Here is a 16,218-nt window from a genome sequence, read left to right as displayed (position 1 = left end):
CTCCTCCGGATGACTCAGGATGCCGCGACGATCGGCAGCAGCTCCTCGAGTGAGACGATGAGGTGGTCGGCGCCCGCATCGGCCAAGGCGGAGGTGGCCGCGTATCCGCCCGTCACCCCCACGGCGACGAAGCCCGCCGCCCTCGCGCAGCGCATGTCGTACGGGGTGTCGCCGACGTAGAACGCCCGGCGTCGCCGCCCACGATGCCGCTGCAACACGCTGAGCTTGTCGGCCACCGGCGCCTCGACCGAATCCCACACGTGGTCGACCCCGAGCGAGTGCTGGTCGAAGCGCACGGCTTCCGCCGCCGCTGCCGACACCACGCCGAGCCACGCGCCGCCTGCCGACAGCGCCGCGAGACATCCCTCCGACCCCGCGCGGAGGCTCGTGGTCGACTGGCGCATCGCCGTGTTCCACTCCTCCTCGGCCCTCGACAGTTCGGCCTCGGCCACTCCCAGCTCGCCGAACATCTCGGCCATCGGGAGCCGGAAGCGCTCGGTGAACTCGGCCTGCGCGAGTTCTCCCAGCCGACGGGTTCCGAGCACCCTGTTCAGCGACGCCCGAGCCCGGTCAGCGTCGAGCACCACCGTCCCGTTCCAGTCGAACAACACCATCGCATCCGTCAGCGTGGTGTCCGCGCTCGCGACGACCCCCGGGAGCTCCTGCGTCATCGCACCCCCGCCGCTTCGGAGACACGGATGCCCTCACTCACCGCGTCGCCGAGCCGAAGCCCGGTCACCGGCGAGTAGGCGTGCACCGATGCCGGATCGCAGACCACGGTGACGCGCGAGCCCGGCACCGGAGTGTCGGTGATCTCGCAGCGGAACGCGATCGGCAACCCTTCATCCGTGACGAGCTGCACCACTCGGTCCTTGCCGGTCGGCTCGACGAGCCCGACCGTGCCCGAGATCGACCAGGCCGACGGATGCGCCGCCACGCTGCCCAAGGCGAGGTGCTCCGCGCGCACCCCGAGCGTGACCGGGCCGGGAGCGCCGATCCGCCCGAATGCGCAGGTGCCCGAGTCGGCGTCGACGGCGAGCAGGTTCATCGGAGGCGATCCGATGAACGACGCCACGAACAGCGTCCCGGGCACCGCGTACAGCTCATCCGGCGTGCCGAGCTGCTCGATGCGACCCTCGTGGATCACGGCGATCCGATCGGCCATGGCCATCGCGTCGAGCTGGTCGTGGGTGACGTTGATGCCCGTCGCCCCGACCGAACGCAGGAGCGACGCGATCTCGAGGCGCAGCACCGCGTGCAGCTGCGCATCCAGCCCCGAGAGCGGCTCGTCGAGCAGCACGATGCCGCTGCGACGGGCCAGAGCCCGGGCCAGGGCGATGCGCTGGCGCTGGCCGCCCGACATCTCCTTGGGCTTGCGCCCGAGCAGATGTTCGACCTGCATGCGCCCGGCGATCTCGTGGGCGCGCTGCTCGGCCTCCTTCTTCGGCAGGCCGAGCCCGTGCCGGAGCCCGAGGGTGATGTTCTCGAGCGAAGAGAGATGCGGGTAGAGCGCGAAGTGCTGGAACACGATGGCGGCGTCGCGCTTGTGCGGCGGGATGCCGGACTGCGAGACGCCGTCGAAGGCGACGTCACCGGCATCCGGCTCTTCGAGCCCTGCGATCACGCGGAGCAGGGTCGACTTGCCCGACCCCGACGGGCCGAGGATGGCGACGTTCTCGCCATCCTCGACCGTCAGGTCGATGCCGTCGAGGGCTTTCACCGAGCCGAAGCTCTTGCTGATGGCCGTCAGATCGACGCGGGTCATGACGCTACTTCGCCACGATCTGGTCGATGGTGGTGACGGCCTGGTCGACGGTGGTCTTCGCGTCGGCTCCCGACTGCAGGGCCTGACCCATCTGACGGAAGGCGTCGTTCACCTCGGCGACGTGCGCGCCGGCGAAGCCGCCCCAGGGGCTGAGCGGCTTGTCGTAGCTCCAGGCGTAGGTGAGCTGCGGGGTGGCGGCGGAGCTCGCGAGCAGCGCCTCGCCGGCGGAGGAGTCGACGGGGATGTAGCTGTAGGAGGTTCCGCTGGCGCCGCTCACCGCGTCGGGCGAGAGCAGCTCGGAGACGAGGGCGTTGGCGAAGGCCGCGCGGCAGCCGTCGTCGCTCAGCACGATCCAGCCGTTGCCGCCCGCGGGCAGCGGGCCGCCTTCGCCGCCGACACTCGGCAGGTCGACGGGCATCCAGTCGAAGGCGCCGTTGACGCCCTTCTGCACGGAGGCGATGACCGAGGTCGTGTAGACCATGAAGGCCGCCTTGCCGCCGATGAACTGGGCGAGCGCATCCTGGTCGCCGAGGCCCATCTCGAGGCCGTCGTTCTTGAGGGTCGACCAGATCGAGAGCGCCTCGATGCCCTTGTCGGTGCCGAAGCCTGCGGTGCCGTCGGCGTTCACGAAGGTCTCGCCCGACCCCTGCACGAAGGCCTGGCTGTACCAGTCGGCGAGGCCCTGCGCGGGGATGGTGACCGAGGGCTGCCCGGTCTTCTCGGTGACCGTCTTCGCCGCGGCGACCAGGTCGTCGAAGGTGTGGATGTCGGACGCGTCGCCCGCTCCCGCCTGGTCGAGAATGCTCTGGTTCACCAGCAGAACCGGCGCCGAGATCTGGGCGGGGGCGAGGTAGACCGTGCCGTCGACGGTGCCCGCGCTGAGGAACTGCGACTGGTAGGTGGAGGCGAGGGCGGCGGTGTCGATCGGTGCCGGCTGGTAGGTGTCGACCCAGAACTTCAGCTGCCCGAGCCCGCTCATGATGAGGTCGGGCCGCTTGCCCACGGCGATGTCGGCGACGATGGTCTTGGTGAGATCGTCGTAGCTCGTGGTGCTCTGGGGCTCGGCGTTGACGACGAGGCCCGGGTACTTCTTCTCGAGGTTCGCGACCGCGATCGCCATGGCCTCGGAGGCCTGCGGGCCGAAGGTCACGGTGATGGGGGCGGCCGCCGGGTCGCAGCTGGCGATGTCGGTGGCGACGGAGGCCGAGGGGTCGGCGCCGGCGCTCGCGGCGCATCCGGAGAGCAGGGCCGCGGATGCCGCGAGGGCACCGATGGCGAGGGGGAGTCGTTTCAGGGGCATGGGATTTCTCCTTACAGAGGGGTGGGAGGTGGCGGGGTGATGGGGAAGGAAGGAACGGAGGGCTCAGCCGGGGATCTCGGCGCCGCTCATGCCCTGCACGAAGCGGCGCTGCGCGACGAGGAAGAGGATGACGACGGGCGCGGTGACGATCGCGGCACCGGCGGCGAGCGCTGAGTAGTCGAAGCCGATGTCGCCCTGTTGGAAGATGGCGAGTGCGAGCGGCGGGGTGGCCAGGTCGGGGCTCCGGGCGATGAGCAGCGGCCACATGTAGTCGTTCCAGTGCGTGAACACCGAGAACACACTGAACGCGGCGATTCCGGGGCCGGCCATCGGGATGACGACGTTCGTGAGGGTGCGGACGTGCCCGAGACCGTCGGTGCGCGCCGCCTCCATCAGGGAATCGGGGATCGACATCATCTGCTGCCGCAGCAGGAAGATGCCGAACGCGCTCGTCATCGACGGCAGGATGAGGCCCGGCAGCGAATCGCCGAGTCCGGCCACGTTGATGCCGATGAACGTGGGGATCAACGTCACCTGCACGGGCACGAGCAGGCATCCGATCACGATGGCCAGCGCGATGCCGACGCCCCGGATGCGCACCTTCGCCAGCACGTACGCCGCCGGGATGCAGGTGATCAGCTGCAGCACGAGGATCGACCCGGTCATGATGACGCCGGTCACGATCGCGTCGCCGAGCTGCGCCTTGTCCCAGGCCCGGGCGAAGTTCGCGAAGTCGATGCTCGTGGGCACGAGGGAGATGCCGTCGAAGAACACGTCGTCGGCGGGGGCGAGCGCGGTGCGCAGCATCCAGTAGAAGGGGAAGAGGGCGACGACGACGGCCACGGCGATGAGCAGCCATTTCACGGCGCGGAGCGCGCGGATCACTTGTGGCCTCCCGAGAGGATGCGCCGCTGCAGCAACCCGATTCCCACGAGCACCACGAGCAGCAGGAACGAGAGGGCGGAGGCGGCGCCGAGGTCGAAGTAGCTGAAGCCGAGTTTCCAGCTCATGGTGAGCACCGTCTCGGTGGAGCCCTGTGGCCCGCCCTGCGTCATCACGTTCACGGTGTCGAACACCTGCACCGAGCTGAGGATGGCGAGCACCGTCGCGAAGACGACGGTGGGCTTCATGATCGGCAGCGTGATGCGGGTGAGCTTCGTGAAACCGCGGATGCCCTCGGCCTTGGTGGCCTCGTGGATGGTTCCCGGCACGGTCGCGAGCCCGGCGAAGAAGATCATCATGCTGAACGATGCGCTGCGCCAGATGCCGACGAGGGCCACCGTGAGCAGTGACGTGTTCGTGTCGCCGAGCCAGTTGACCGCGCCGATGCCGGCGACGCCGAGCAGCTGGTTCACGAAGCCGCCTTGGAAGGCGAAGAGCCAGCGGAACACGACGGCCATGGCCACGAGGTTCGCGGTCATCGGGAGGAACAGGGCCGTGCGCACGAACGGCCGGCCGCGCCCGACCGAGTTCGCGAGCAGCGCCAGGGCGAGACCGATGGCGAGGCTCGGCACGATGGTGATGGCCGAGTACACGAGCGTGTTGCCGATCGCCTTGAGCACGGCGGGATCGGTGAGCACGCGTTCGAAGTTCGCCAGGCCCACCCAGGTCCACGGACCGCCGGCGAGAGGCACCGTGAAGAAGCTGGCCACCAGCGAGAGCACGGCGGGCAGCAGCACGAAGAGCAGGATGCCGATGCCGGCGGGCACGAGGAAGAGGATCGGCACGAGGTTCGAGCGACCGAGCTCGCGCCGGGTTCCCGAGGCGCGGTCGGCGCGGAGGGCGTCGGTCGACGATTCGACGGGAACGGCCGCGGGGGCGGCGATCTCCATGTCGGCGGGGGACTCTCCCGGGGTCACCGAGGAGTTCGCGTTCTCCGTGCCGAGGGCGGTCACGACGCCACCGCGCGGTCGAGGGCGACGACGTTGCCGTCGGTCCCGACCGCGATCACCAGGTCGCCCGCGTCGACCAGGGTCGCCGCGAACGGTGAGGCGAGTTGCGCCGATCCGATCACCGAGCCGTCGAGGGAGATCCTCCGCACGACGCCGTCGAGACCGGGCAGCAGCAGCTCGCGCCGGTCGGCGCCTTCGACCACGGCCGGCGCCGCGATGACCGGGTGCGGCGTCTTCGTGTACGACGCCATCGGGAACGGCGCTTCGCCGTCGATCCGCCGATCCCAGACGGTCTCGCCGGTCTCGCGGTCGAGCATCCGGATGCCGTGCCCCGTGACGGTCACGACGATGCCTTCCTCGGTCACCACCGGGGTGGCCGGACTGAACCCGCCCTCGTGGGCGCTCACCCACACGGTCTCGCCAGTGGCACGGTCGACGCGGGTGGTGTGCCCGAACGCGGGCATGAGCACCGAGTCGTTCGAGGAGTCGTAGGCGGCCGTGCCCATGATGAGCAGGCGCTTCAGAGCAGCGAAGGGGTCGTCGCGGTTCAGCTCGGCGGTCGCCCACACCGACTCGCCGGTGAGAGCGTCGAGACCGATCGGATGCGCCGGTGTCGGCCAGAACCCCATCACCAGCAGCGAGCCGTCGATCACGAGCGGCGCGGAGTGGTTCACCAGGTTGTGGTGCGGCGAGAGGTCGGTGCGGCGCCACACCACGTCTCCGGTCGCGACGTCGATGGCGCGGAGGTCGGACTGGTCGCCGAGGTAGACGAGGCCTCCGGCAACGGTCGGGGCGCCCCAGGCGAAGCGGCGCAGCGGATCGCTCGACGGCACCTTCCAGACGAGGGCTCCGGTGGTGCGGTCGAAGGCGCTCACGTCGCCGCTGACCTCGGCGGCGATCACCACGTCTTCCGCGGGGGCGGGGGTGGTCTTCACGGCCGAGCCCGTCGCGGTGCGCCAGAGCAGTTCGCCGGTGGCGAGGTCGAGCGCCTCCACCGACCCGGCGGCGCGGTCTTCGACCTGGCCGCCGGCGAAGACCACGCCGGCGTCGATCGACACGGGCTGGCGGTGGCCGGCGCCGGCCAGTTCGGAACGCCACACGATCGACGGATGCGCCGACGGGCTCGATGAGGCCGCGAACGTCGACCTCGACACGTCGCCCAGGGCATCCGGTTCGGCCACGGTGAGGAGGGTCTCGGTCTGCAGGGTGATGTTCTCGCCGTCCCAGGTCACCGTGCGGAACGCCGGGGGGCTGTAGTCGAGGCTGGCGAAGAAGGTGGTGGGGCTGTTCACGTGCAGGGTGTCGCCCACCTGCACCACCCGGGAGGTGTGCCAATGCCCGGAGAAGGCGGCGACGGGCTGCCAGGGCAGCTCGTCGACGATGGAGAAGTTCGGCTGGTCGTGGAAGAGCAGGATCCACGGGCTGCCGAACGGCAGCTGAGCGAGATCGGCCTTCACCCACGCGTTCTGCTCCTCGTGGTCGAGGCCGAGTTCGTGGGTGTGCCAGTCGAGGGTCACGACGTGCAGGCCCGCCACGTCGAAGCTGTACCAGCGGGGGCCGAGGTACTTCTCGTAGAGCTCGGGAGTGCCCGTGTTCGTGAGGTAGTCGTTGCGGCTGATCAGACTGCCGTGGTGGCCGTTCATGTGGTCGTGGTTGCCGGGGATGACGTGCACCGGAACGGGGCTGGCGGTGAGTGCCTCGAGGTAGGCCTCGTATTCCTCGGCCAGCCCGTGATCGACCAGGTCGCCCGTGATGAACACGGCTTGCGCATCCGGGGCCCGTTCGGGAAGGCTACGGAGAAAGTCGGTGATCTGACCCGGCAGACTGCCTTCGCGGTAGAGGCCGAAGGCGAGTTCGTCGGTCTCCTCGTCGCTCCGCGGCACCGTCATGTGGGTGTCGGTGAGGTGCAGGAAGCGGTAGGGCAGCGTCTGCGTTTCGGGCACGAGTTCGAAGCGGAGGCCGATCTCGGCGGTGCCGTCGCTGCCACCGGGTGCGGGTAGCCACCAGGGCGAGGCGGTGAAGCCGGTCGGGCGTGTGATGACCACGAAGCGGCCCTCGTCGGGCAGCGCGAAGCGGCCGGTCTCGTCGGTCTTCGTGACCGCGCGGCCGTTGGTGACGGAGATGCCGACGGCGGGCTCTCCAGCGGTGTGGACGATGATTCCGTGCACGACGAATCCTTTCAGGCAGGGTGAAGCGAACCGGGGTGGGTGAGGGGGTGACGGATCGGCTGCCCGGGTGGGCAGGGGTTCAGAGGCGGTGCTCGATCAGCACGTCTTCGGTCATGGCGAGGTGGTGGGCGCTGGCGGCGCTCTGCACCGACAGGGTGACGAACAAGGCGTCGAGCACCGCGAGGTGCACGATGCGACTGGCCATCGCTTCGACCCGGTAGGCCGTCTCGGCGCTGCCGACCACGAGGTTGAGGTCGGTGGTCTCGGTGAGTGGGGAGCGGGAGAAGCTGGTGAGCGACACCGTCGTGGCGCCGGACGCTTTCGCGGCCCGCGCCGCCGAGAGGGTCTCGAAGGTGGAGCCGGTGTGACTGATGGCGAAGAAGACGTCGCCGGGGCGCAGCATCCGTGCCGTCACGTGCTGCATGTGCACATCGGACGCGAAGCTCGCGTCGATGCCCAGGGTCACCAGGCGGTAGGCAGCATCGAGGGCCAGCGGAGCGGAGGTGCCGACCGCTCCGAACTGCACCCGGCGCGCGGTGAGCACCGTGCGCGCGATCTCGTCGAGCACGGAGGTGTCGACCGAGCGGGATGCCTCGCTGAGGGCGCGGGCCGTGGCCTCCATCACTTTGTGGGTGATCTCGTGGGCGCCGTCGCCTGGCGTGATCTCGCCGAGCACGCGCCGGTCGTGGGGGATCGACTCGCTCGCCAGCGTGATCTTCAGCTCCTGGTAGCCGCGCAATCCCAGACTGGCGCAGAGCCGCACGACGGTGGCGGGCGAGGTCTCGGCGGCAGCAGCGAGTTCGCTGACGGAGAGATGGATGACGGCGAGCGGATCGCGCAGCACGGCATCCGCGACCCGGCGCTCGGCCGGGCTCAGCGCGGTGAGCCCGGCGCGCATCCGTTCGAGGATGTGCACGGTGGCCCGGGTGCTGCTCGGTGCGGCGGTGTCGGTCATGAACACGACGTTAGGGAGCGAACGTTACGGTCTCGGCTCCGGAAGGTGAACGCTGAATAGCGATTTCATGGACTGCCGATCGGTGAAATCCGTTTTCATGGGCCGTCCTGGTCTTACCCCGCATCCGTCGTCGACGAGAGCGACTTCACCGTGCGGCGCACGATCCTCATCGCAGCCCCGATCGAGAAGGTGTGGGCGGCCGTCACGGAACCCGAACAGATCTCGCACTGGTTCGGGGCCACGTCGTTCGACGGAGCGGTCGGCGGTGCGTCCGCATCAGTGGGCGCGCTCGGCACCATCACGTGGCCGGAACGGGATGCGGTCCCCGTGCGCATCGAGGCGATCGATGCTCCCCGACTGGTTTCCTGCCGCTGGTGCAACCCGTGCCTCGGCGAGCCGGTGCCCACCGAGATCGACGAGGCGCACTCGACGGTCTTCACCTTCACCCTCGAACCGCTGCCGGATGGCACGCGGCTCACGGTGGTGGAGACCGGATTCGAGACCACCTCCGATCCATCGGCCGATCTCGAGAGGCACCGCGGTGGGTGGGACGGCGAGGGCGATGCTTCGGCGTCGGCCCTCGCTGGGCTGCTGCCCGTGTCGCGTCAGGCGATCGCCAAGCACCTCGCGGTGCTGCAGGAGGTGGGCCTCGTGGAACCGGTGCGGGTGGGGCGCGAGGTGCGCTATCGCGTGGTGGGGGCGTCGCTCGATGCGACGGCGCGGCGGCTGGAGGCGCTCGGGGTGGAGTGGGATCGCCGCCTGGCCGCGATCAAGCAGGTCGCGGAGGGCCTGTAGGCCGGCGGGCGCTACGCCGGTTTCACCGCCTGGATCGTGTACGACAACGGCGCGACCCCGGCTCGCGCGCCGAGTGCGTACTCGCCGTCGGGCCGCTGCACCATCTGCCCGGGAAGTGCCTCCCAGGGCACGCTGTCGTGTTCGACGAGCATCGTGAGCACGAGGCCGGCGTCGAGCAGAGCGGTCACGATCTCGCCGAGGCCGTGGTTCCACTCGTACGTCTTCGTGGCCGTGAGGGGTCGGTCGGTGGCGACGTAGGAGCTGTCGTCGTCCCACTCGAGCGGTTCGGCCTGTTCGAAATAGGAGAAGCGGAGGTGCAGGTCGTCGCTCTCGGTCTCATCCATGGTCCAGAGGATGGGGTGACCTTCGCGGATGAACAGCCGCCCGCCCGGCTTCAGCAGCCTTGCCACGACCTGTGCCCAGGTGTCGATGCGGGGCAGCCAGCAGAGCGCGCCGATGCCGGTGTAAACGAGGTCGAAGGATGCGGGTTCGAGCACGGATGCCGCGTCGTAGACGTCGGACTCGAGGAAGTCGACGGTGCCGGCGCGGATGTCGGTGCCGGCGCCGGAACCTGCGCTCGCGTCGCGCACCAGCGCGCGAGCCTCGGCGACGGCGACGGGTGAGAAGTCGAGCCCCGTGACGCGGGCGCCGAGCCGGGCGAGCGAGAGCGTGTCGGTGCCGATGTGGCACTGCAGGTGCACGGCGCGCAGGCCCGCGATGTCGCCGAGGCGCTCGCGGTCGAAGCGCGCGACGTCGGAGAGCAGCGCCGGGTCGTCGATGTACCTCTGGATGTCGTAGCCGAGGCCGCCGACGCGGGTGGCGTGGGCGGAAGCGCGGTCGTTCCAGTTGGCGCGGTTCGTGTCGAGGTAGTGGTTCACGGCGATCCGTTCTGCCGCCGTCGGGGGCGGATTCACGTCGGGCAGCCGATCAGGATATCTCGCGCCCGATGCGGGCGGAAGGGCTGACAACCGAAGGTGAGGGAATGTCAGTGGCTTCTGTTTGACTGTTCCCATGACCTCGACCGCCCCTCTCCTCACCTCCCTGGATGACGCAGGGCTGCTGGCGCGCGCGGCCGAGATCGAGCGGGCAGGGCGCCTCATCGACGCCGAGCGGGTGGCCGTGGCGGGGGAGATCGGGCATCGCTCTCGCTCCTCGTTGGGCGACGAAGGGCTGAGCCGTTCGGAGAACTTCGTGTCGCCGGTGAAGCTGCTGGCGGAGGTGACAGGGGTCTCGTCGCGCGAGGCCAAGTCGAGGCTCGACCTCGGTCGACGATTGCGGGCCGCGGAGCTCTTGGGCGGTCTCCCCGGGCCGGAGCCGTTTCCTGCCGTGACCGCCGCGCTGGCTGCCGGGTTGCTGCCGGTGGAGGCGGCCTCCGTCATCACGCGGGAGTGCATCGTTCTCGCCGAGAGGGGTGTGGCCGAGGCCTCGATCGCGGAGGCCGAACGCGCGCTGGTCGACGCGGCGGTCGGACGCTCCGGCTCGGATGGTGCCGGCCGCGACGCGGGGGAGAGCGATGTCGTGGGCGGTGGGTTCGCCGGGCCGGAAGGCGCGGTACATGAGCTCACGATGCTGGGTCGCGGGGCGGGGGCCGTCGTGCTGGGTGTCGACGATGTCGCGCGACTCGCCATCCGGGTGCGGGAGCTTCTCGACCCGGATGGCGCGGCCCCGCGCGACGAGCGGCACCAGCAGCTGAGGTCGCTGACACTGACCCGTTCGGCGGATGGGATGTTCCGCGGTCGTCTCGCGCTCACCCCGGAGCAAGGCGCGTTGTGGGTGAACGCGACTCAGGCCATCCTGAGTCCACGGGTGCAGCCCCGCTTCCGGTCAGAAGACGACTACGTCTCGGCTCAACTCACCGCCGACACCCGCACGGGGCCACAGCGCCTCGCCGATGCGGTGACCGAGCTGATCGCCCGCGCGGCCGGCGCGCCCGAGATGCCGCACCTGGCCGGCGCCACGACCACCGTGAATGTGCACGTGTCGTTGGCCGACCTGGAGTCCGGGCAGGGGCGCGCGTGGATCGACGGCATCGACGAACCCGTTCCGCTCGGAGTCGTCGAGCGGCTGCGCTGCCACGCCCCGACCGTGGCGACCCTGTTCGGCGATCACGGCGAAGTGCTGCATCACGGCAAGACCCGTCGTCTGTTCACTCCCGCGCAGAACCGGGCGCTCGCGGCCCGAGACGGCGGATGCGTGTGGCCGGGCTGCGACCGGCCGCCATCGTGGTGCGAATCCCACCACGTCGAGGAGTGGCGTTCCCCCGCGCACGCCCCTGGGCGCACCGACATCGGCAACGGTGTGCTGCTCTGCCATTTCCACCACGCTCACCTGCATTCCGCGACCTGGGCGTTGGTGATGCGCGCCGGAGTGCCGCACGTGATCCCGCCGCGCCGGTGCGATCCCGAGCAGAGGCCCATCCCCACCACCAGGCGTCGAACCACTCTCGCGCGCTCCCAGGGAGCGACGCCCGCGCGCCGAAGCAATGCACCGCCGGGCGCCTAGGCCTGCCGAGCTCCATCGGCCGCCTCCACGACGTCGGAGAGCATCGCCGGGGCGTCGATGCAGCGCGCCGTGCCGCAACCGCGGCCGGTTCACTTCAGATCGCGCAGGCGCGCCCCCATGCCTCGCGCCGCACCGGCGCGGCGCTCCGAGGTCACCGCGATGAGCAGAAGCACCGCCCCCGCGGTTGCCAAGGTCATCCACCACGGCGCCGCGCCGATCGAACGGCCGATCTGCACCACGAAGACGATGGCGTTCTCGATCGGCAGCACGAGGATGCCGAGGATGAAGGGGGCTCCGAGCTTGAACAGCGAACCCAACAGGATCGCGGCGAGCGCTAGCGCGATCACCAGGATGGCGCGCCAGGTGAGCGGATCGGTCGCGGTCGCCAGCATCGACGGCAGAAGGGTGACCACGAGACCCGGCGTGAGCAGCCGCCACGAGCCCGCGAACCCCACCGGCCACGTGGTGAAGGTCGGCCGCACAGGCGTTCCGGCAGATCGCATCGCCAGCACGCCGGCCATTGTGAGGGCGAGGCCGAGGGGCAGCGAGAACGCCTCGACCCGCAGCTCGCGAGCGCTCCATCCGGCCACCGCCGTCACCCAGGCGAGCGCGAACAGCAACCACACCGGGGGCGCGGCGACCGGACGGCTGAGCCCCCGCCGCGCGGTGAGGAGCATCGTGATCAGCAGCCCCGTGGTGAGCAGCCAGAGCGTCACGATGGCGACCCACCCGCCGTCGACCGCGCAGATCGGCCCGGCCACGGCGTACACCGCGGCCGGCACGAAGGCCACTCGCATCACTCCCACCCGGGTGAACCGCTCGGATGCGCGAGCGTCGCCGTCGCGCTCCGGCGGAGGCTCGCTCGTCGTCGTCGCCGTCACCGATCCCTCCGCCAGCGTGCCCGACGGGGTGAGGGCCAGGAACCGGCCACCGATCATCGCGAACCCGAATCCCACCGCCGACAGCACGAGAACCGGCACCATCACGGCCACCTGGTCGGGCGAGGGTCCGGCGAACGGCAGCTCGTCGAGTCCGAGTCCGAGGCGCACGGCCTGCACGACCGGCCCCGCCGCGGCCACCACCGCGAGCACGGTGGTCGCAGGGCGAACCGAGGCGAGCGCGACCGACGCGGGCCTGCGCATCCGTCCCCTCCCGGCGACGACGAGAAGCACCACGGCGGCTGCGGCGAGCGCGGCCGTGCGCCAGGGAATGGCCGTGCCCGATGTCGACGGCCCGAACACGGCGAGCAACCCCAGCGCCGGAACCACCGCGAACGTCAGCCCCACCCCGGAGAACCAGCGGCCCGCGCCGAGCCCGCGGCGTGTGAACACGATTCCGAGCACCACAGCTCCGAGTGCCGGCGGCAAGACGTATGCCTCCGGAACATCGACCCCGACGAGTCCCCACGAGCTCCAGAGCGCCCCGGTGAAGCTCGCCGCGGCGACGGCCCATGGCAGGCGCCGCCGTGTGAGAGCACCCGCTGCTGCCGCGCCGAGCCCGAGCACGAGGAGCACCAGCAGCGTGGTGCCGAGACCGGCAGCCGAACGCACCAGAGCGAGCAGAACGGCGAGCGCTCCGGTGACATATGTCGACACCTCCACGAAGAGACGCACGGCGCGCGCATCCGTCTCCCGGATGCGGCGCGCGAGTCGCGCGGTCAGGATCGGTGTGAGGGGGAACGCGGCCGCCACGATCACCGCGATCACCGGAAGGGTCACGGGCGAGGCGCTGATCTCGAGCACCTGCGCACCCAGACAGATCACGATGACGGCCAGGGCCGGCACCAGCAGGCCGCCGGCGGTCGCTCTGACCCAGCGATTGAGGCCCGGGCGCCGAGTGAGCACCAGTGTGAGGGCCAGGGCGAAGGTGACGGCGGTGGAGAGGGCCGTCCAGCCGCTGCGCACCAGCAGCACCGACACGATGCCGAGCAGGAACGGCACTGCCGTGACACCGAGAACGGCATACCAGGCGCCGGCCGCCACCCTCCGCACGAGTGTCGCGGCCAGGGCGCAGAGCGAGGCGAGGCTCGTGGTGAGGCAGAGGATCGGGATGACGTCGAGGCCGCCGAGATCCAGGGCTCGCGCGAAGACGGCCAGCGCGTAGGCGAAACCGGCGACCACGTGTGCCGCGCGGAACCGTGCCGGCGCGATCCGCGACACGACAGCCACCGCGGCGACGATAACGACGCCCGCCGGCACCGTGATGTCCGGAGACAACCACGAGATGAGGGCCGCGAGGGCCAGGGAGGCAGGGGCGAGCACGAGGAAGGGGACGCGGATGGCGCGAACCGTCGTTCGCCGGCCGAGCACGAGCATGGCGGCGCTGGTGGCGAGTGCGGCTGCGATGGCGACCGCGGTCTGAGCAAAGGGATCGAAGGCGGTCCACGTCGCGAACGACAGCACCGCGAGCACCCCGGCCCACAGGGCCGTCACGAACAACGCACGTCCGAGCGCAGCGGGGGATCGGGAGAACGCGATCGAGACGCCCGCGAGCGACGCGACGATGCCGAGCACCGCCCCGAGCCCGAGGTCGGCCGGAAGGATGCGCAGCGAAACGGCCACCAGCTGGGCTGCGGCGACGACCGTGGCCGGCACGGTGGCCGCGACGACGACGGTCCATGCGCCACCCTGCAGAGTGCCGGTGACGATGCCCCGGGCACGCACACGCGAGATGGCGAGCGCACCGAGCACCGACGCCAGCGGCACCAGCGCCAGGAGCGCAGCGGCCTCGATCGGCAGAACATCTGGAAGCGCGATCGGGAGCAGCAGTGCTGCCACCACGGCGCAGGCGCCGGTCATGAAGCTCCAGAAGCGCGCCTGTCCGAACCGGGCGCTTAGAGCGGCGAGCAGCGCGAGCGACGCGAGAACGGCCGCGCTCCCGAGGGCGCTGGGCGGGCCGTCCTCGGTGACGAGGGCGAACATCCGCACCAGCACGATCGTCGTCACCAGGATGCGCAGAACCGTCGACGTCGTGAGGTCGGCGCGCAGCGGACTGGCGTAGCGAACGGTCAGAACGCGGATGAGGGGAACCAGGGCGACGGCCACGAAGCCCACGGCGACGTTGCCCGCGACGTCGATCCACCGGTCGTCGAAGGCGTGGGCGAACATCGCCGGCGAGACGGAGACGCCGACCAGGCCCAGCCACAGCCAGGTGCGCACGCGGACGGCCGCGGCGACGGCGATCATCGCGGCCGAACTCACCAGCGTTCCCGCGCCGACCACCGCCCAGGTCGCGGCATCGCCGACCGCGACCTGCGAGAGCGCCCAGATGTCGAGCACGACGAACACCATCGCCAGCGCACCCACCGCCTCGGCCGAGAAGGTGAGGCGTCGCCGCGCGAGGAGCACTGCTCCGCCGAGGAAGAGCAGCGTCACCGCGCCCACGATGGTGCTGCGGAGCGTGACATCCGAGAGCTCGGGGTTGAAGAAGGTGAAGACGATGGCGGCCACGGCCACGAGGCCGGCGCCGGCGACCGCCAGCACCGACTGAACGCTGATCTGCAGTTCGCCGCCGGTGCTGGGAGGAGCAGTGGGCGCTGGGGGACGAGCGTCGAACGGCGCGGCGGGCAATTCGGGCGCGGGCGCGCGGGCCACCGTCACGTAACTGCCGCCGAGCGACGCAGCGAGCGGAACATCCGCTGCTTCGACCCCGCCGGGCGCCGCCCAGGCCGGCGCCGCGGCGACCGCCGCTTCGTCGAGCACGGGCACGCGGTCGACGATCTGCTGGCGCAGCTCCAGGGCGAAGGCGGCCCGAGCGGATGCCTGCCGTACCTCTGCGCCCACCGGGCCCCGGAAATCCGCTCGGCAGTCGGCGCACATTCCGTAGGCGAAAGCATGGCTGTCGCACCGTGGACACGTGTCGAACCCGTTGAGGTACGCCGTCGTGGCTTCGGTCCAGTTCTTCGACATGAGCGTCAGTCTAGAGACAGCCGTAGACGACCCAGGGAGAGGGGTGCTACCGCCTGCTGGGCCGTACTGGCGTCGAGGTCAGTCCGCTGTGCCTCGGCATCATGATGTTCGGCGAATGGGGCAACGAGGATGTCGACGACTCGATCCGCGACAGGTGAGAGCGATTGGGGAACTCCGCAGTCGATGTCGGCGGCACTCAGCCGGGACCCTACCTAGACCGTTCGAGTTGGGACCAACGAGCCGCGCTAGCCGCCTGGTTCCTTTCGCGTCGAGCGTGCTCGGAGGTGGATGCGTTCGCCTTGCTTGCCGAACATGCTCAGCAACTCGACCGGGCCCGTCCCCGTTGCGCCGAACCAGTGTGGGTTCTTCGTGTCGAATTCGGCGGCTTCGCCGGCCGCCATGACGATGTCGTGCTCGCCGAGGACCAGCCTGAGGCGTCCCGAGAGCACGTATACCCACTCGTATCCTTCGTGTCTGCGAAGGACCGGGGTGCGGTCGGTCGCGGCGATGGTCATCTTGTATGCCTGCGGCTCGCCGTGGTGGTTGGACAGGGGGGTCAGCGTTCGACCGTCGGCACGGATCGACTTCTGAGGAACACGCGGGTCTTCGATCTTGGGTGAGGTGACGATCTCGTCCAGCGGAAGCGCCAGGGCGGTAACGATCGGGAGCAGTAGTTCGAGGCTCGGCTTTCGCAGACCTGACTCGAGGCGCGAGAGGGTGCTCTTTGAGATACCCGTGGCCTTCGCGAGTTCGTCGAGCGTGACGTTCTTCTTCTGGCGGGCCTGCCGCAGCCTCGGGGCAATCTGGCTCAGCTCTGTCGCTACTCGCTGTGAGGTGCTCACGGGCACAGACAATCAGATTGTTCCGGTTTTGGCAACAGAAGTCTCAGAATCTGGCCGTCTGGTGGCAACGTGGCGTCTGGAGGTGATCAAG

Annotated in this window: 12 protein-coding genes; 2 read left to right on the top strand and 10 right to left on the bottom strand. The window is 70.2% G+C overall.

What is annotated here, in order from left to right:
* Window positions 1-14 precede the first annotated feature (14 nt).
* The 7 genes from BLW00_RS02175 to BLW00_RS02145 form a co-directional block, all read right to left on the bottom strand.
* Window positions 15-671, bottom strand: coding sequence for an HAD family hydrolase (locus BLW00_RS02175; RefSeq protein ID WP_092548506.1), 657 nt, complete (start codon window positions 669-671; stop codon window positions 15-17).
* Complete coding sequence (locus BLW00_RS02170) at window positions 668-1,765, bottom strand: ABC transporter ATP-binding protein (RefSeq protein WP_092548503.1); 1,098 nt, start codon at window positions 1,763-1,765, stop codon at window positions 668-670. Before BLW00_RS02170 ends, BLW00_RS02175 begins: the two co-directional genes overlap by 4 nt.
* A gap of 4 nt (window positions 1,766-1,769) precedes the next feature.
* Complete coding sequence (locus BLW00_RS02165) at window positions 1,770-3,065, bottom strand: extracellular solute-binding protein (protein ID WP_092548500.1); 1,296 nt, start codon at window positions 3,063-3,065, stop codon at window positions 1,770-1,772.
* A gap of 63 nt (window positions 3,066-3,128) precedes the next feature.
* Entirely contained in the window at window positions 3,129-3,950 is an 822-nt protein-coding gene (locus BLW00_RS02160; RefSeq protein WP_245741212.1) for a carbohydrate ABC transporter permease, read from the bottom strand.
* Window positions 3,947-4,960: a carbohydrate ABC transporter permease gene (locus BLW00_RS02155; protein ID WP_245741211.1), complete on the bottom strand. Its 1,014-nt coding sequence runs from the start codon at window positions 4,958-4,960 to the stop codon at window positions 3,947-3,949. Before BLW00_RS02155 ends, BLW00_RS02160 begins: the two co-directional genes overlap by 4 nt.
* Entirely contained in the window at window positions 4,957-7,125 is a 2,169-nt protein-coding gene (locus BLW00_RS02150; RefSeq protein WP_217634267.1) for an outer membrane protein assembly factor BamB family protein, read from the bottom strand. Before BLW00_RS02150 ends, BLW00_RS02155 begins: the two co-directional genes overlap by 4 nt.
* Before the next feature lie 79 nt (window positions 7,126-7,204).
* Window positions 7,205-8,080, bottom strand: coding sequence for a MurR/RpiR family transcriptional regulator (locus tag BLW00_RS02145; RefSeq protein WP_092551834.1), 876 nt, complete (start codon window positions 8,078-8,080; stop codon window positions 7,205-7,207).
* Between the two features lie 150 nt (window positions 8,081-8,230).
* Between BLW00_RS02145 and BLW00_RS02140 the strand changes: the two genes are divergently transcribed.
* On the top strand, window positions 8,231-8,875 hold the full coding sequence (locus BLW00_RS02140) for an SRPBCC domain-containing protein (RefSeq protein ID WP_245741210.1): 645 nt from the start codon (window positions 8,231-8,233) through the stop codon (window positions 8,873-8,875).
* An 11-nt stretch (window positions 8,876-8,886) separates the two neighbouring features.
* On the opposite strand, the gene BLW00_RS02135 is transcribed toward BLW00_RS02140, so the two are convergent.
* Window positions 8,887-9,789, bottom strand: a complete 903-nt coding sequence (locus BLW00_RS02135) for a class I SAM-dependent methyltransferase (RefSeq protein ID WP_245741208.1) — start codon at window positions 9,787-9,789, stop codon at window positions 8,887-8,889.
* Between the two features lie 97 nt (window positions 9,790-9,886).
* Between BLW00_RS02135 and BLW00_RS02130 the strand changes: the two genes are divergently transcribed.
* Entirely contained in the window at window positions 9,887-11,377 is a 1,491-nt protein-coding gene (locus tag BLW00_RS02130) for an HNH endonuclease signature motif containing protein (RefSeq protein ID WP_092548491.1), read from the top strand.
* Between the two features lie 89 nt (window positions 11,378-11,466).
* Here BLW00_RS02130 and BLW00_RS02125 read toward each other — a convergent pair whose 3' ends face one another.
* Window positions 11,467-15,285: an SCO7613 C-terminal domain-containing membrane protein gene (locus BLW00_RS02125; protein ID WP_092548488.1), complete on the bottom strand. Its 3,819-nt coding sequence runs from the start codon at window positions 15,283-15,285 to the stop codon at window positions 11,467-11,469.
* A 245-nt stretch (window positions 15,286-15,530) separates the two neighbouring features.
* Window positions 15,531-16,127 (bottom strand): helix-turn-helix domain-containing protein, encoded by a 597-nt coding sequence (locus BLW00_RS02120; protein WP_092548485.1) that lies wholly within the window; start codon window positions 16,125-16,127, stop codon window positions 15,531-15,533.
* Between the last annotated feature and the right edge of the window lie 91 nt (window positions 16,128-16,218).

The sequence above is a fragment of the Herbiconiux ginsengi genome, assembly GCF_900107435.1.
GTDB lineage: Bacteria > Actinomycetota > Actinomycetes > Actinomycetales > Microbacteriaceae > Herbiconiux > Herbiconiux ginsengi.
The sequence above is the reverse complement of the archived record's forward strand: the minus strand, read 5'-3'. Positions and strand labels throughout refer to the sequence as shown.

Coding starts and splice junctions, on each gene's coding strand:
- BLW00_RS02165 (WP_092548500.1), bottom strand. CDS start 3,065: ATGCCCCTGAAACGACTCCCCCTCGCCATCGGTGCCCTCGCGGCATCC.
- BLW00_RS02170 (WP_092548503.1), bottom strand. CDS start 1,765: ATGACCCGCGTCGATCTGACGGCCATCAGCAAGAGCTTCGGCTCGGTG.
- BLW00_RS02145 (WP_092551834.1), bottom strand. CDS start 8,080: ATGACCGACACCGCCGCACCGAGCAGCACCCGGGCCACCGTGCACATC.
- BLW00_RS02130 (WP_092548491.1), top strand. CDS start 9,887: ATGACCTCGACCGCCCCTCTCCTCACCTCCCTGGATGACGCAGGGCTG.
- BLW00_RS02125 (WP_092548488.1), bottom strand. CDS start 15,285: ATGTCGAAGAACTGGACCGAAGCCACGACGGCGTACCTCAACGGGTTC.
- BLW00_RS02175 (WP_092548506.1), bottom strand. CDS start 671: ATGACGCAGGAGCTCCCGGGGGTCGTCGCGAGCGCGGACACCACGCTG.